The 14,753-nt window shown below is 47.3% G+C and carries 14 protein-coding genes; 10 read left to right on the top strand and 4 right to left on the bottom strand.

Features of this window, described 5'->3' with window-relative positions:
• Positions 1-30: 30 nt before the first annotated feature.
• The 9 genes from fabZ (at position 31) to LRP49_RS21440 (ending at position 10,901) form a co-directional block, all read left to right on the top strand.
• On the top strand, positions 31-483 hold the full coding sequence (gene fabZ, locus LRP49_RS21480) for a 3-hydroxyacyl-ACP dehydratase FabZ (protein ID WP_274144849.1): 453 nt from the start codon (positions 31-33) through the stop codon (positions 481-483).
• A 2-nt stretch (positions 484-485) separates the two neighbouring features.
• A complete protein-coding gene (gene lpxA, locus LRP49_RS21475; RefSeq protein WP_274144847.1) occupies positions 486-1,274 on the top strand; it encodes an acyl-ACP--UDP-N-acetylglucosamine O-acyltransferase in 789 nt (262 codons plus the stop codon).
• A complete protein-coding gene (gene lpxB, locus LRP49_RS21470) occupies positions 1,274-2,413 on the top strand; it encodes a lipid-A-disaccharide synthase (RefSeq protein ID WP_274144846.1) in 1,140 nt (379 codons plus the stop codon). Before lpxA ends, lpxB begins: the two co-directional genes overlap by 1 nt.
• A 3-nt stretch (positions 2,414-2,416) precedes the next feature.
• On the top strand, positions 2,417-3,019 hold the full coding sequence (gene rnhB / locus LRP49_RS21465) for a ribonuclease HII (RefSeq protein WP_274144845.1): 603 nt from the start codon (positions 2,417-2,419) through the stop codon (positions 3,017-3,019).
• A gap of 67 nt (positions 3,020-3,086) precedes the next feature.
• A complete protein-coding gene (dnaE, locus tag LRP49_RS21460) occupies positions 3,087-6,566 on the top strand; it encodes a DNA polymerase III subunit alpha (RefSeq protein WP_274144844.1) in 3,480 nt (1,159 codons plus the stop codon).
• 59 nt (positions 6,567-6,625) lie between these two features.
• Complete coding sequence (accA, locus tag LRP49_RS21455) at positions 6,626-7,588, top strand: acetyl-CoA carboxylase carboxyl transferase subunit alpha (RefSeq protein WP_274144842.1); 963 nt, start codon at positions 6,626-6,628, stop codon at positions 7,586-7,588.
• Between the two features lie 90 nt (positions 7,589-7,678).
• A complete protein-coding gene (gene tilS / locus LRP49_RS21450; RefSeq protein ID WP_274144840.1) occupies positions 7,679-9,007 on the top strand; it encodes a tRNA lysidine(34) synthetase TilS in 1,329 nt (442 codons plus the stop codon).
• 54 nt (positions 9,008-9,061) lie between these two features.
• Positions 9,062-9,373 (top strand): c-type cytochrome, encoded by a 312-nt coding sequence (locus LRP49_RS21445; RefSeq protein WP_274144838.1) that lies wholly within the window; start codon positions 9,062-9,064, stop codon positions 9,371-9,373.
• Positions 9,374-9,554: 181 nt separating this feature from the next.
• Complete coding sequence (locus tag LRP49_RS21440) at positions 9,555-10,901, top strand: sodium-dependent transporter (RefSeq protein ID WP_274144836.1); 1,347 nt, start codon at positions 9,555-9,557, stop codon at positions 10,899-10,901.
• Positions 10,902-10,975: 74 nt separating this feature from the next.
• Here the strand turns inward: LRP49_RS21440 and LRP49_RS21435 are convergent, their stop codons facing one another.
• The 4 genes from LRP49_RS21435 to LRP49_RS21420 all read right to left on the bottom strand — a co-directional run bounded on the left by LRP49_RS21435 (position 10,976) and on the right by LRP49_RS21420 (position 13,566).
• Positions 10,976-11,164 (bottom strand): DUF4250 domain-containing protein, encoded by a 189-nt coding sequence (locus LRP49_RS21435; RefSeq protein ID WP_274144835.1) that lies wholly within the window; start codon positions 11,162-11,164, stop codon positions 10,976-10,978.
• Positions 11,164-11,370 carry a YaeP family protein gene (locus LRP49_RS21430; protein ID WP_274144833.1) on the bottom strand — a complete coding sequence of 69 codons (207 nt, stop codon included), beginning with the start codon at positions 11,368-11,370 and terminating at the stop codon, positions 11,164-11,166. The genes LRP49_RS21435 and LRP49_RS21430 overlap by 1 nt, the downstream gene beginning before the upstream one ends.
• A 79-nt stretch (positions 11,371-11,449) precedes the next feature.
• Positions 11,450-12,304, bottom strand: a complete 855-nt coding sequence (locus LRP49_RS21425; protein WP_274144832.1) for a GGDEF domain-containing protein — start codon at positions 12,302-12,304, stop codon at positions 11,450-11,452.
• A gap of 104 nt (positions 12,305-12,408) precedes the next feature.
• Positions 12,409-13,566 carry a patatin-like phospholipase family protein gene (locus LRP49_RS21420; RefSeq protein ID WP_274144830.1) on the bottom strand — a complete coding sequence of 386 codons (1,158 nt, stop codon included), beginning with the start codon at positions 13,564-13,566 and terminating at the stop codon, positions 12,409-12,411.
• 222 nt (positions 13,567-13,788) lie between these two features.
• Here LRP49_RS21420 and LRP49_RS21415 point away from each other — a divergent pair, with 222 nt between their 5' ends.
• On the top strand, positions 13,789-14,703 hold the full coding sequence (locus LRP49_RS21415; RefSeq protein ID WP_274144828.1) for a GGDEF domain-containing response regulator: 915 nt from the start codon (positions 13,789-13,791) through the stop codon (positions 14,701-14,703).
• The last annotated feature ends 50 nt before the right edge of the window (positions 14,704-14,753 follow it).

Here is a 14,753-nt window from a genome sequence, read left to right as displayed (position 1 = left end):
ATAATAAGCTTTTCATACGGGAATATTACCTTGAGTCGCGAAAACAAAACTTTAACTATTCACGAAATTAAAGACCTGCTGCCACACCGTTATCCATTTTTGTTGATTGACCGTGTTACCGATTTTGAAGAAGGTAAATACCTTCACGCTATCAAAAACGTATCAGTAAACGAGCCACAGTTCACGGGTCACTTCCCGCAGCTACCAGTATTCCCTGGTGTTTTGATCCTTGAAGCGATGGCGCAAGCAACTGGCTTGTTAGCATTTAAAACGTTCGGTCAGCCAGCTGAAAACGAGTTGTACTACTTTGCGAGCATTGATAACGCAAAATTCCGTGCACCTGTGACACCAGGCGATCAGATGGTACTGGAAGTGGAGTTCATTAAAGAGCGCCGCGGTATCGCAGCCTTCACGGGTGTTGCTAAAGTTGATGGTAAGGTTGTGTGTTCTGCTGACCTGAAGTGTGCCAGAAGAGAGTTCTAATCGTGATCCATGAATCCGCACAAGTTCATCCTACCGCTGTTGTAGAAGATGGCGTGGTTTTAGGTGCCAATGTAAAAGTTGGTGCTTTTTCTTTTATCGGCAAGGGTGTAGAGATCGGTGATGGCACCGAAGTAAAGACCCATGTTGTGATTAAAGGCCCCACGAAAATTGGTCGTGATAACAAGATCTTCCAATTCGCGTCGATTGGCGAAGAATGTCAGGATCTGAAGTATGCGGACGAACCAACGACTCTGATCATCGGCGACCGTAATACCATTCGCGAAAGTGTAACCATGCATCGTGGCACGGTACAAGATCAAGGCATCACCAAAGTAGGTAATGACAACCTGTTTATGGTGAATGCGCACGTTGCACATGACTGTGTAATTGGCGATCGCTGTATCTTTGCTAACAACGCAACGCTTGCTGGCCATGTAAAAGTGGGTAATCAAGCCATTGTTGGCGGCATGACTGCGATTCACCAATTCTGCGTAATCGGTAGCCACAGTATGCTGGGTGGTGGTTCAATCGTGGTTCAAGACGTGCCGCCATATGTGATGGCACAAGGCAACCACTGCGCGCCATTTGGTATCAACGTGGAAGGCCTGAAGCGTCGTGGCTTTGAAAAAAGTGCAATTAAAGCCATTCGTGCGGTTTATAAAGAACTGTATCGTTCAGGTAAAACACTGGAAGAAGCCAAGAAAACCATTGCTGAATCGGCTAAAGACGAGCCAGCATTAGACCTGTTTGTTGAGTTTTTTGAAAACTCAACGCGAGGCATTATTCGCTAATGGCTAAGCCACTTCGAATTGGAATTGTCGCCGGGGAAATCTCCGGCGATATTTTAGGTGCCGGTTTTATTCAGGCAGTGAAAGCACAATACCCAGATGCAGAGTTTGTGGGTATCGGCGGCCCTCGCATGAAAGCACTAGGCTGTGAAGCACTCTTCGACATGGAGGAGCTTGCAGTGATGGGGATTGTCGAAGTCCTAGGCCGCTTACCTCGTTTGTTGAAAGTAAAGCGCGAGCTTGTCGATTACTTTGTTGCGAACCCACCGGATGTTTTTGTTGGCATTGACGCCCCGGACTTCAATCTTCGCTTAGAAAAGTCTCTCAAAGATAACGGTATTAAAACCGTTCATTACGTTAGCCCGAGTGTCTGGGCTTGGCGTCAGAAACGTATCTTTGGCATTGCAAAAGCCACGAATCTGGTTCTTGCTCTACTGCCTTTTGAAAAAGCATTTTACGATAAATTTTCTGTCCCTTGCGAATTCGTAGGGCACACGATGGCCGATGATATTCCGTTGGTCAGCGACAAAGCGGCGGCGCGCGAATTGCTGGCGCTTGATAAAGACAAGCGATACTTGGCGGTGTTGCCAGGTAGCCGTGGCGGTGAAATGAAACTGCTGGCTCCGACCTTTATTGAAACCTGCAAGCTGTTGAAGAAGACACATCCAGATTTAGGTTTTGCTGTTGCTCTGGTTAATGAAAAGCGCCGTGCTCAATTTGAGCAAGCATGGCAAGAAACTGCACCTGAACTTGACTTCACTCTGGTCGATGATACTGCTCGAAACGTGATAACAGCCTCTGATGCTGTGCTACTTGCGTCCGGGACTGTCGCACTGGAATGCATGTTAGTGAAACGCCCAATGGTTGTCGGTTATAAGGTCAATGCCATTACGGCTTGGCTGGCTAAGCGTCTGTTGAAAACCGAGTTCGTTTCTTTGCCAAATATTCTGGCGGGTCGAGAGTTGGTTCCTGAAAGGTTGCAAGAAGCTTGTACGCCGGAGCAACTTGCCGCTGATGTATCGCGTTACCTTGATGGAAACAATGACCAGCTGATGGATGAATTCACGCGTCTGCATGAAGTGATCCGTTGTGATGCAGATAAATCTTCCGCGCGAGCCGTGTTGAACTTGATTGGACATTAATCGATGGAATTTGAACCTTTTATTTATCCCAATGCCAGCCTAATTGCTGGTGTCGATGAAGTAGGGCGAGGCCCCCTAGTTGGTGCCGTTGTTACCGCTGCTGTTATTTTGGATCCCAATAATCCCATTGAAGGCCTGACCGATTCGAAAAAATTGTCAGATAAAAAACGCGCAGTGTTGTTTGAAGAAATCAAAGAAAAAGCATTGGCGTGGTCGTTAGGCCGAGCAGAGCCGGAAGAAATTGATGACATCAACATCTTGTCAGCGACCATGCTTGCTATGGAGCGTGCTGTTGCAGGTTTAAACATCACACCTGACTTTGTGTTGATTGACGGCAACCGCGTACCCAAAGGGCTAAATGTGCCCGCGCAAGCTGTGGTAAAAGGCGATTTACGTGTGGCGGAGATCAGTGCTGCGTCAATTTTGGCGAAAGTGGTACGTGATCGTGAAATGGAAGTATTGGATGCTCAATACCCACAGTACGGCTTTGCCAAGCACAAAGGTTACCCAACAAAGGTGCATTTCGAAGCACTCGAAGCCCACGGTGCTATCCCAGAGCACCGAAAGAGTTTTAAACCTGTTAAGAAAGCTCTCGGCATTGCATAATGCCCATAGAGGGAGAGTCATCTCCCTCTATCCATATCTAACAATTATTCAGTAACGTAAGAGTACTATGTCAGACCCACGCTTTATTCACCTTCGTGTTCACAGTGATTATTCCATGGTTGATGGCCTTGGAAAAGTGCCTCCATTGGTAAAAAAGGTTGCCGAAATGGGCATGCCTGCAATGGCACTCACCGACTTTACCAACCTCTGTGGTCTGGTGAAGTTCTACAACACAGCGCAAGGGTGTGGTGTAAAGCCAGTCATCGGAGCCGACTTTAAGGTTCAATCTGATGCGTTTGGTGATGATTTGTGTCAACTCACTGTTCTGGCAGCCAATAATGCGGGCTACAAGAATCTAACCTTGCTGATTTCTAAGGCTTATCTTCGTGGTCATGTTCAGCACCAGCCTGTCATTGACTTGGAATGGTTGATTGAGCTTAAAGAAGGCTTAATCATCTTATCTGGCGGAAGAAAGGGTGATTTAGGTAAAGCGTTGCTGAAAGGCAACATGGCACTTGCCCAACAATGTGCTGCGTTTTACCAAGCTCATTTCCCTGATGCGTATTACCTCGAATTAACTCGCACAGGGCGTCCCGATGAAGAAGCGTACCTGCACTTTGCTCTCGACTTTGCTGTCGAAAACGACTTGCCTGTCGTTGCGACCAATGAAGTTTGTTTTTTAACATCTGATTTGTTTGATGCGCATGAAATTCGCGTAGCGATTCACGATGGATTCACGCTGGAAGATCCGCGACGTCCGAAAAACTATAGCCCGCAGCAGTATCTTCGTAGTGAAGAGGAAATGTGCGAGCTGTTTCATGACATTCCTGAAGCATTGGCAAATACGGTTGAAATTGCCAAGCGTTGTAATGTTACTGTGCGCCTCAATGAATACTTCCTGCCCGCTTTCCCTACTGAAGGCATGAAAGAAACCGAATTCTTGGTGTTGAAATCACGAGAAGGGTTGGAAGAGCGTCTAGAGTTTCTTTTCCCAGATGAAGAAGAGCGCCTTAAACGCCGTCCTGAGTACGATGAGCGTCTAGAGATCGAACTTGAAGTAATCAATAACATGGGCTTTCCGGGTTACTTCTTGATCGTTATGGAGTTTATCCAGTGGTCAAAAGACAACGCCATTCCTGTTGGTCCGGGCCGTGGTTCGGGTGCCGGCTCGCTGGTGGCCTACGCACTTAAAATCACCGATCTGGATCCACTCGAATACGATCTGCTCTTCGAACGTTTCTTGAACCCAGAACGTGTTTCCATGCCCGATTTCGACGTCGATTTCTGTATGGATAAACGTGATCAGGTTATTGATCACGTGGCCGAAATGTATGGTCGTGACGCGGTATCTCAGATTATCACGTTCGGTACCATGGCAGCTAAAGCGGTAATTCGCGATGTAGGGCGGGTGCTGGGCCACCCTTATGGTTTCGTTGACCGCATCTCTAAGTTGGTGCCGCCTGATCCGGGTATGACACTGACAAAAGCATTCGATGCTGAGCCGCAACTGGGTGAAATCTATGAGGCGGATGAAGAAGTCCGTGAGCTGATTGATACCTGCCGGATTTTGGAAGGCTGTACTCGTAATGCGGGTAAGCACGCGGGTGGTGTGGTTATCTCGCCTACGACTATTACCGATTTCGCGCCGATTTACGCCGATGCTGAAGGTCACTTCCCGGTAACTCAGTTCGATAAGAACGACGTAGAGACCGCAGGTCTGGTTAAGTTCGACTTCTTGGGACTACGAACGCTTACTATTATTGACTGGGCATTAGGGCTGATAAACCCTCGTCTTGAGCGCGAAGGTCAAGAGCCGGTGCGTATTGAGTCGATTCCACTTGCAGATGCGGCATCGTTTCGCGTACTGCAGAATTCAGAAACTACCGCGGTATTCCAGCTTGAATCGCGCGGTATGAAAGAACTGATCAAACGTCTACAGCCAGACTGTTTTGAAGATATCATCGCACTGGTGGCACTGTTCCGCCCTGGCCCGCTGCAGTCCGGCATGGTAGATAACTTTATTGACCGTAAGCACGGTCGAGAAGAAATTTCCTACCCGGATGCGACATGGCAACATGAGTCGTTAAAAGAAATTCTGGACCCAACCTACGGCATCATTCTTTACCAAGAACAGGTCATGCAGATTGCGCAGGTGCTGTCTGGCTATACCTTGGGTGGCGCAGATATGCTGCGTCGTGCAATGGGTAAGAAAAAGCCGGAAGAAATGGCCAAGCAGCGCGCGACCTTCGAAAGTGGTGCGATCGAGAATGGGGTCGACGGCGAGCTGTCGATGAAGATCTTCGACCTTGTAGAGAAGTTTGCAGGCTACGGCTTTAACAAATCTCACTCTGCTGCTTACGCACTGGTGTCTTACCAAACACTTTGGTTGAAAACACACTATCCAGCAGAGTTCATGGCTGCGGTAATGACCGCCGACATGGACAACACCGACAAGATCGTTGGTCTGGTGGAAGAATGTCGCCGGATGAAACTCACCATGCTGCCACCTGACGTGAATGCAGGTCTGTACCGCTTCAACGTTAATGAGAAAGGTGAGATTGTCTATGGTATCGGGGCCATCAAAGGGGTAGGTGAGGCACCGATTGAAAATATTATCAAAGCGCGTGAGGAAGGTGGTTATTTCCGCGACCTCTTTGATTTTTGTGCACGTATCGACACCAAGAAAGTCAATAAACGTGTGATTGAAAAGCTTATCCAGTCTGGCGCTTTGGATCGTTTAGGGCCGCATCGTGCTGCAATGATGGCGTCATTGGACAATGCCATTAAATCGGCAAGCCAACATCACCAAGCAGAAGCGTTCGGTCAGGCTGATATGTTCGGCGTATTAACAGATGCGCCAGAAGAAGTGGAACACAAGTACGCGAATGTGCCGCCGTGGCCAGATAAAGTGTGGTTAGAAGGCGAGCGAGAAACGCTAGGCCTTTATCTAACAGGCCACCCAATAAACAGCTACGCGAAAGAGTTGAAACACTATATTACGTGGCGGTTAGAAGATGCGCATGCGACCAAGCGAGATGTTGTATCAACAGTTGCGGGACTCGTTATTGCCGCACGTGTGATGACCACCAAGCGTGGAACGCGCATCGGGATACTGACATTGGACGACCGTTCAGGGCGCATGGAAGTGATGTTGTTCTCAGATGCATTAGAAAAGTATCTGGATCTCATCGAAAAAGACCGAATTTTGGTTGTTTCTGGACAGGTCAGCTTTGATGACTTTAACGGCGGTCTTAAAATGTCGGCACGAGAAGTGCTTGATCTTTCCCAAGCACGTGAAAAGTACCTGCGTGGTCTTGCTATCTCGGTGACCGACAGGCAAATTGATAACAAATTTTTTGAACAATTCAGCGAGATACTAGAGCCTCACCGGGCAGGTACTGTCCCAGTGAACCTTTATTATCAGCGTGACGATGTGCGCGCGAAACTGGTCTTAGGAGCAGAGTGGCGTATAACGCCGGACGACAAGCTGATTGATGACTTAAAAACCCTGCTTGGCGAGAAACAGGTCGAGCTGGAATTTGACTGATACTTTTGTCCCACCCTCAAGGGTGGGCAATTTAATTACCTAAACAGGATTCTTTCTCTATGAGTCTTAATTTCCTTGAATTTGAACAGCCGATTGCTGAACTAGAAGCAAAAATTGAAGCCCTACGCGTCGTGTCAAAGCGTGGCGATGGTCCTGAGGCTGTCAATCTTGATAAAGAAATCGAGCAACTGGAGACAAAAAGCGTTGAGCTGACGAAGAAAATCTTCAGCGATTTGGGCGCATGGCAAGTCGCTCAACTTGCTCGTCATCCACGCCGTCCATACACATTAGATTATGCCGATCTCATCTTTACCGAGTTCGATCAGTTGGCTGGTGATCGTGCATACGCAGATGACAAAGCGATGGTCGGTGGCATGGCACGCATCGACGGCCGCCCAGTTATGATCATCGGACACCAGAAAGGCCGAGAAACGCGCGAGAAAGTTGAGCGTAATTTTGGTATGCCAAAGCCTGAAGGTTACCGTAAGGCACTGCGTTTGATGAAAATGGCTGAGCGTTTTAACATGCCGATCATCACTTTTATTGATACAGCTGGTGCTTACCCGGGAGTAGGTGCAGAAGAGCGTGGTCAATCTGAAGCTATCGCGCGTAACCTCAAAGAAATGTCAGGATTGACTGTACCTGTCATTGTTAACGTTGTGGGTGAAGGCGGTTCTGGTGGTGCTCTGGCTATCGGTGTTGGTGATTACGTCAACATGCTTCAATACTCTACTTACTCGGTAATCTCTCCAGAAGGTTGTGCTTCAATCCTATGGCGTGATTCAGACAAAGCTCCTCAAGCTGCTGAAGCCATGGGCATGACGGCTCCTCGCTTGAAAGAGCTTGGCCTGATCGACAATATCATCGAAGAGCCAATGGGCGGTGCGCACCGTAACTATGCAAAAACCGCAGAAGCGATCAAAGCATTGTTGGTTCAGCAACTCGACGAACTAGAACAACTGGACTCAGAAAACTTGCGTGAGCGTCGTTATCAACGACTGCTGAGCTACGGTTACTGCTAACAGTCAGAGTAATTGATAAAAAGGGCCGATTTGGCCCTTTTTTTATGTCTGGTGCTATCATGGCAGCGATAAATTTTCGTTGAGGCATTTATGCTATTCCCACTTTTTGAAAAATCACTTTGTGTCCATACGGCCTCTCCACGTCAGATCGTGTTGGCGTTCAGTGGTGGTGTCGACTCTCGCGTGATGCTCGATCTTCTCGCTCAATATCGCAATAAACACCCGCAGCACCGCTACTTGGCGATTCATATTCATCATGGGTTGAGCGGCAATGCGGATGTATGGTTAGCACAATGTGAAGGCTGGGCGAAAGCGGTGGAAATTCCTTTCAAAGGCATTCGCGTCAGTCTCGATAGCCAGGGTGAAAGTTTGGAGAAAGTGGCGAGAGAGGCCAGATACAAAGCCATAGTGAGTAATGTGGAACCCGGTGCTTTGATATTGGCTGCGCAACATGCCGACGATCAGGCCGAAACTTTCTTGCTTGCGTTAAAACGAGGAAGTGGCCCTGCGGGGTTAGCATCAATGCCCGCCCTTCGAGAAATGGGTCATGCGCAATTGCTTCGTCCTTTGCTCAGTGCCAGCAGAGATCAGATAGAAAGTTACGCGTCAGACAAGGAATTATCTTGGGTTGAGGATGAAAGTAATCGAGATAACCGTTTTGACCGTAACTTCATCAGAAACGAATGGTTACCTTCGGCAAAGGCGCGTTGGCCTGGCATCACAAAGGCGATAAACCGGACTGCGCAATTGTGTGCTGAACAAGAAGCGTTGCTTGATATTTTGCTAAAGGATTTCGACCAAGATGTTGTTAATTCAAATGGAAGTTTGTCGATTGAGAGATTAACGCAACTGGAGACTGCTATTCAAACCGCTGTTGTGCGTCGATGGTTCAAGCGACAGACTGCATCGGTACCTTCACTGGCTCAGCTGAGGGAAGTGTTCAGTGGGGTTATTGATGCTGCTGAAGATGCGAATCCAAAGCTCAAAATCGGACAGTGGTGGGTTCACCGTCATGGTGCGGCTATCTATATCGTTAAACCGACCAGCGATGTCACTTATTGGGTGCAAGAGGTAGATTTGGATGTGACGTGCAAATTACCTGATGGACTAGGAATCATATATTTATCAACAGTCATATCGGGAAGTGGGCAACGGCTTCGAGCACCGGAAAAAGATGAAGTGGTTAGGGTCCAATTTAATCCGGAGGGGTTACTTGCGCACCCCATTGGAAGGCAAGGAAAGCGGAAGCTCAAAAAGCTGTTCCAAGAATATCGTGTGCCGACATGGGAGAGACGTAGAACGCCGCTTGTTTTTTATGGTAAGCAACTTGTTGCTGTTGCGGGTTTATTTGTCTGTGAAGGGTTTGAAGGTCAGGAATGTGAGCTACTCTGGAACAAATTCCATGCCCTTGATGCGTGATTAAAAATCACGTGCAACAATGATAAAAACTGGGAAATAAAGAGCGAGGAAGCAATGAAAGTACTTATACCTCTAACAATCGCGTTAATGGCGTTTTCAGGATCTGCAGTTGCAGCGGGTGATGCAGAAGCAGGAAAAGCCAAAGCGGCAATCTGCGCAGCGTGTCATGGTGCGAATGGTATTGCGGCAATTCCGGGATATCCAAATCTAGCCGGTCAAAATGAGCAGTACATCGTATCCGCACTTAAAGCTTACAAAAATGGCGAACGAACCGGCGCGCAAGCGATGGTTATGAAGCCCCAAGCCGCGATGTTGAGCGATGCTGATATGGAAAATCTTGCTGCTTACTTTGCGCAAATGAAATAGGTTGCCAAGTTTCAAAAAAGCCACAGCGTTTAGCTGTGGCTTTTTTGTTTGTATCGAGTCTATTCACAGGTTTTAAATATTGCCTGCTCGTTTTTTGTTCGAACAGATTGTCTGCTATTGCTAAAAAACTTGGTTTTTACTAATGTACTAGCTCACTGATACATTGTAAGAGGTTAACGCAATGGCTGCAGGACGCGAGCATTTTAGTTCCCGCCTTGGTTTTGTACTCGCTGCGGCAGGTGCTGCGGTAGGTTTAGGCAATATTTGGGGCTTTCCAACACAAGCCGCTAGCAATGGTGGCGGCGCATTCTTACTGGTGTACCTGCTTCTGATCCTGATCGTGGCGTACCCTATGCTGGTGGTAGAAATGGCAATTGGCCGTCATGGACAAGCAAACCCTATCGACAGTATGAAAAAGCTCGGCAATTCACCCCTTACCAAAAAGCTAGGCGGTGGCGTTGGTTTTATCGGTCTGATGGTGCCGTGTCTCGTGCTGGCGTTTTACAGCATTGTTGGCGGCTGGTTGGTGTCATTCATGCTCGCAGCTGGTGCTGATCTGGTGGGCATGACATCAGTATCAGATTGGCTGAAAGGTTTTTCGGTAGAGCGTAATCTTTTTGGTGCTGCAGTTTTCTACCTTCTGACCATATTGATTGTTCAAGCCGGTGTTAAAGACGGTATCGAGAAATGGTCGACGCGTTTGATGCCTGCACTATTTGTTCTGTTTGGCTTGATGTTTGTCTATGTGATGACCCTGCCAGGGGCGACAGAGGGTTTGGCGCACTACTTGGTGCCTGATTTCTCGAGAATCATGGACAGTGACCTGATCCTTGCGGCGATGGGACAAGGCTTCTTCTCGCTGACGATTGGTGGTTGTTCCATGCTGATTTATGGCTCATACCTTAGCAAGAAAGAAAATCTGCCCAAAATGGCGTTAAATGTCACGCTGGTCGATACAGCCGTGGCCGTGATTGCAGGTCTGGTTATCATGCCAGCCATGTTTGCGGCGATGAAACAAGGCGTAGAAATCTATGATGCGAACGGCGCGTTGCTAAGCTCATCTACCTTGGTGTTCGATGTGTTGCCAATGTTGTTTGATGGTCTGGGTTTGGCAGGTGTGTTTGTGGCACTGGTATTCTTTGTTTTGATGACGATTGCTGCATTAACCTCATCTATTTCGATGCTGGAATGTCCGGTAGCTCTGCTGAACGAACGTAAAGGCACATCTCGCATAGCAGCAAGCTGGATGCTAGGCGGTGCGATTGCCGCCTTCAGTGCGGTGATTATCTTTAACTTTGGTGACTTGTTTGGCTTGGTCGCGACGGTAGCGACGCAATATGTACAGCCTATCGCTGCGCTGCTTTTCTGTCTGTATGGCGGTTGGGTTTGGAAGCGAAGCAAGCAATTGGAAGAGATGCGTCAAGGATACGATGATATTGACGAAGGGCTATTTTGGAAAATCTGGCCTGCTTACGTGAAGTATGTTTGTCCTGCGTTGGTTGCCGCTGTGATTTGGATGTCGATTTAACGCGCTTGGCATTGTGAAGTGTGGATAAAAAACGGAAGCTTTGGCTTCCGTTTTTTGCTGTTGGAGAACCAGTCTTAACGGAACTGATTTTGCTCGGGCATATACTCAAAACCAGCGGTGGCAAGTTTCTGCTTTAAAGCATCAGCATCAATGTCAAAGAACTTGCTAAGAGACACTAGAGAGTCAAATTCATCTCGCAATTTCATGTTCACAATACTCATTAGCATAATCGTGTCCATGGTCTCGAAGTTTTTAAGATTCATTATGCGTCCTCATGATCACTGATCAGAAGGTTAGCGGCTGCAAATGCAGCTTGTTCACGCAGGTCATCTGAAATGGTTTCGTCAGAAGCAATAGTGTTCAGTGTTTTAATTGCGCAGGTAATAGCTTGTGGGATATACCCTTGTTCGCCGCTGCCAATTTCCGCGTATCGCTGACGGATCAGCGCACAACAATCGTAGACTTTCATAGTCACTCCTTGAAAAACTCGAGTAGCAATATAACAAAAAAGCTCCTTAAAAGGAGCTTTGTGCGAGAGAAGAACAGCGTTATCGACGTTTATGTTTGTTGCGATACATACCACGGTCTGCGCGTTCAAAAAGTGATGTGGCGTTATCACCTGAACGGTGCTCCGAACAACCAACAGAGCTGGTAATCGCGTGAGACGTCAGCAGTTGATCTGCGGAGACGAGGGTTTTTAAGCGGTCATTAACCAACTGTGCAGACTCTCGTGTAGCGGGGGTTAGCAAGACTGCAAATTCATCGCCACCGAGGCGATAGCATCTATCGGACGCTCGGATAGCTTGCTTCAGAAGCATGGCAAATCTACGCAGCACTTTATCGCCGTCAAGGTGCCCATAGGTATCATTGACTTGCTTAAAGTTATCCATGTCGAAGATCATCAAAATGAGGCCATGATCTTTGCGCTCAGCCAGTGCAATTGATTGACGAAGGTCTTGTTCAAAGCTGGTTCGGTTATTCAGGCTTGTCAGGTTATCAAGCAGCGCAAGGTTTCTAACACGGTTATATTCAATAGCATTTCGCAAAGGGCCGGCTAAGAGACGGTGGTAGGTATGGATCAGACTGATCTCATCGTCATCAAGTTTGTAGGGGGTGCTGTACTGCAGCATGCCTAATGCAGTTTGGGCGAACTTGATCGAGAAGGTCTGACGATACTCAGTCGTCCCTCCACGTCTGACAATGTGAGATATATCTTCGTGATCCCAAATCAACCGCGTAATGTCAATTTGTTTTTCAAGTTCTCGGATAAAAACTTCAAACAGCTGGTCGATTTCCAAGCGACCTTGAAGTTTCTGCAGCACCATAAGCCGCTGATCCGCACCTAAGGGAACACGACGCGATTGAATCGCGGCATTTTTTAATTGTTCCAGTTGCGTACTCATCGATATTGCCTCAGAAACCAATAGCCATGATTGTCCATGCTTTAACCAGTAAGCAAGTAACGTTCCAGATCATGGAATGGATAGCCGCTTGATAGTGTTTAGTCTTAGTTTTCGATACCGAGAAACCCGATTAAATCGGATCGTAGATTTTGAGCGTCTTGATATCCCATGTCAATTAAGTGATTGATATATTTCGGTTCAAACAACAGATAACTCGTGATCGCAGCATCATCAATGGGACTTATGCCCAAAATTCTCATCAAACTTCTAACGGCGATAGGCATGTGGCAGTAGTAACGTTCTACAAGGGGCTCAAAGGGGGAAGAAGGGGAAAGTTGGAAGGCATCAACTTGCCGGAGTGCCAATTTATCGGCTGCTTTTTTATCCAAGGATTCGACAAGCATGTTCATTCTATCAAGGTGCTCAAGATCAGCAGACAGCGTGTCGGCAAAAATGGCATCCATAAGATGCCCTCCAAGGGTTGCCAACCCTGGTGCATGGATAATGGAGGGAGTCGGAGGTGCTTGCTTAGGGGCTAGGTCGATAATCAGGACTTTCTCCGCACCTAATTTGAGTGCAGGTCTTAATGGAGCAATTTGGTGGACAGAGCCGTCGCCATAGTACCCATGTCCAATCTGGGTCGCTGGAAAAACAATCGGAATTGCCGAAGAAGCAAGGAGGTGTTCTGTGGTGATCTGGCTTTTTATTCCCAAAGCCCTAGAGCGCGTCCAGGGGGCAATATCTGACTGCCCTTGAAAGAAGGTGACAGATTTACTGGTTTGGTAGTTAGAGGCAGTGACAGCAAGGCCATGAAGGTGACCAGATAATATCTGATGATCAATTTTATTAAAGTTTAGAACTCGCTTTAGAAGATGCCTCAGGGGGCGATTATCAAGAAGGCCAAAAGGCGGTGCATCATGGTATTTTGCCTGCATTCGGGCAAACCCCTGTCTGCTGAGGTGAGACAAGATGCCAGAAACCGAGCTTTGAAAGATATCTTGAGTCGCGAGGTTTGACCAAAGCCAAGTCAGTTTTTTGACACCAAGACGAAAACATGACGAATGACAGGCTAGAGATGTTGCATTCAATGCCCCTGCTGACGTTCCACAGTATATGGTAAATGGACTGGCATGTACGCGAGGGTACCATTCTGATATGGCTTTCAATACGCCTACTTGATATGCCGCTCGTGCTCCTCCTCCACTCAGTAATAGAGCAGTTTTCTGTACAGGACTTCGGGAAGGAGGCGGCGTTTTTTTCATGTAAAGTGCTTACTCTCAATAAGTTAAACTCTACGGTAAGTATGAACCAAGTTATTAGGGTTAGAGCGATTCGTTTTATATGCCGAATAGTTGTACTTCTTTGCCGTGCTGATTGTGACTCAGAGCCAAAACTCGAATGGCGTACTGCATTCCCCTCGATAGAGTAGAACAGTAAGTGTTATATTTTTGTTCATCGAGGTTTGCTCAAAGTGAAAGATTACCGTGCCGATTACCGCACTCATTGCTGATGACGACAAAGCGACCGCAAAGCTGGTAGAAGTTCTCCTGAATAAATGGGGAGTGGAAGCTATTGTGGCACATGATGGTGTCCAAGCTCTGGAAGTCATGATGCAAGAGACGCCTCCGACTCTATTGTTATTTGACTGGGAGATGCCGGGCTATAGTGGCATCGAGCTTTGTCAGAAAATACGAGAAATCGATACTGACGACCCACCTTACATCATTATTTGTACCGCGAGAGACAGTGCTGAACATATTGCAGAGGGGCTAAATAAAGGCGCGAATGATTTTGTGTCTAAGCCTTTTAATACGCAGGTCCTTCGTGCTCGAGTTGAAGTTGGTAAGCGAACGCTAGAGCTTCAAAGTCGACTTATTAATGCAATGTCTCGTTTAGATAAGTTAGCCCGTTTCGATGAACTAACGGGTTTGATGAATCGACGAGCAGTATTTGAATGCATTCATGAAGACTTTTCACGTGCAGCTCGATCTAAATCTTGTTTGTGTTTCACTGTGTGTGATATCGATTGGTTCAAGCAGGTTAATGACAATTTTGGTCACCCAGCGGGAGATGCCATTTTAAGTGAGTTGGGTGCACTGCTCACGCACCAGTTGCGACCTTATGACCGACTGGGACGTGTCGGAGGTGAGGAGTTTTTATTGCTATTTTCTGTTGAAGATAAGGACAATGCAGTGCGTGTTCTCGAACGCATAAGGCAGGCCATTGAGTGCCATCCTTTTAAGCATGAAAATACGGATATTAAGGTTACGATGAGTTTCGGGGCGACGGTAATCGACATGGTCGATAATGCGCTGCGGGTAGAAGATTACTTCAAACGAGCAGACGACGCGCTTTATACTTCAAAAGCCAACGGCCGTAATTGCATTACATTTCTATAATCGTTAAGCCTGTAAGAAAGAAGAAAACAAAAAAACGCCTCCATTCGGAG

Origin of the sequence: Enterovibrio qingdaonensis, from assembly GCF_028683135.1 — a bacterium.
Classification (GTDB): domain Bacteria; phylum Pseudomonadota; class Gammaproteobacteria; order Enterobacterales; family Vibrionaceae; genus Enterovibrio; species Enterovibrio qingdaonensis.
This window is presented reverse-complemented; position numbering and strand designations above follow the sequence as displayed.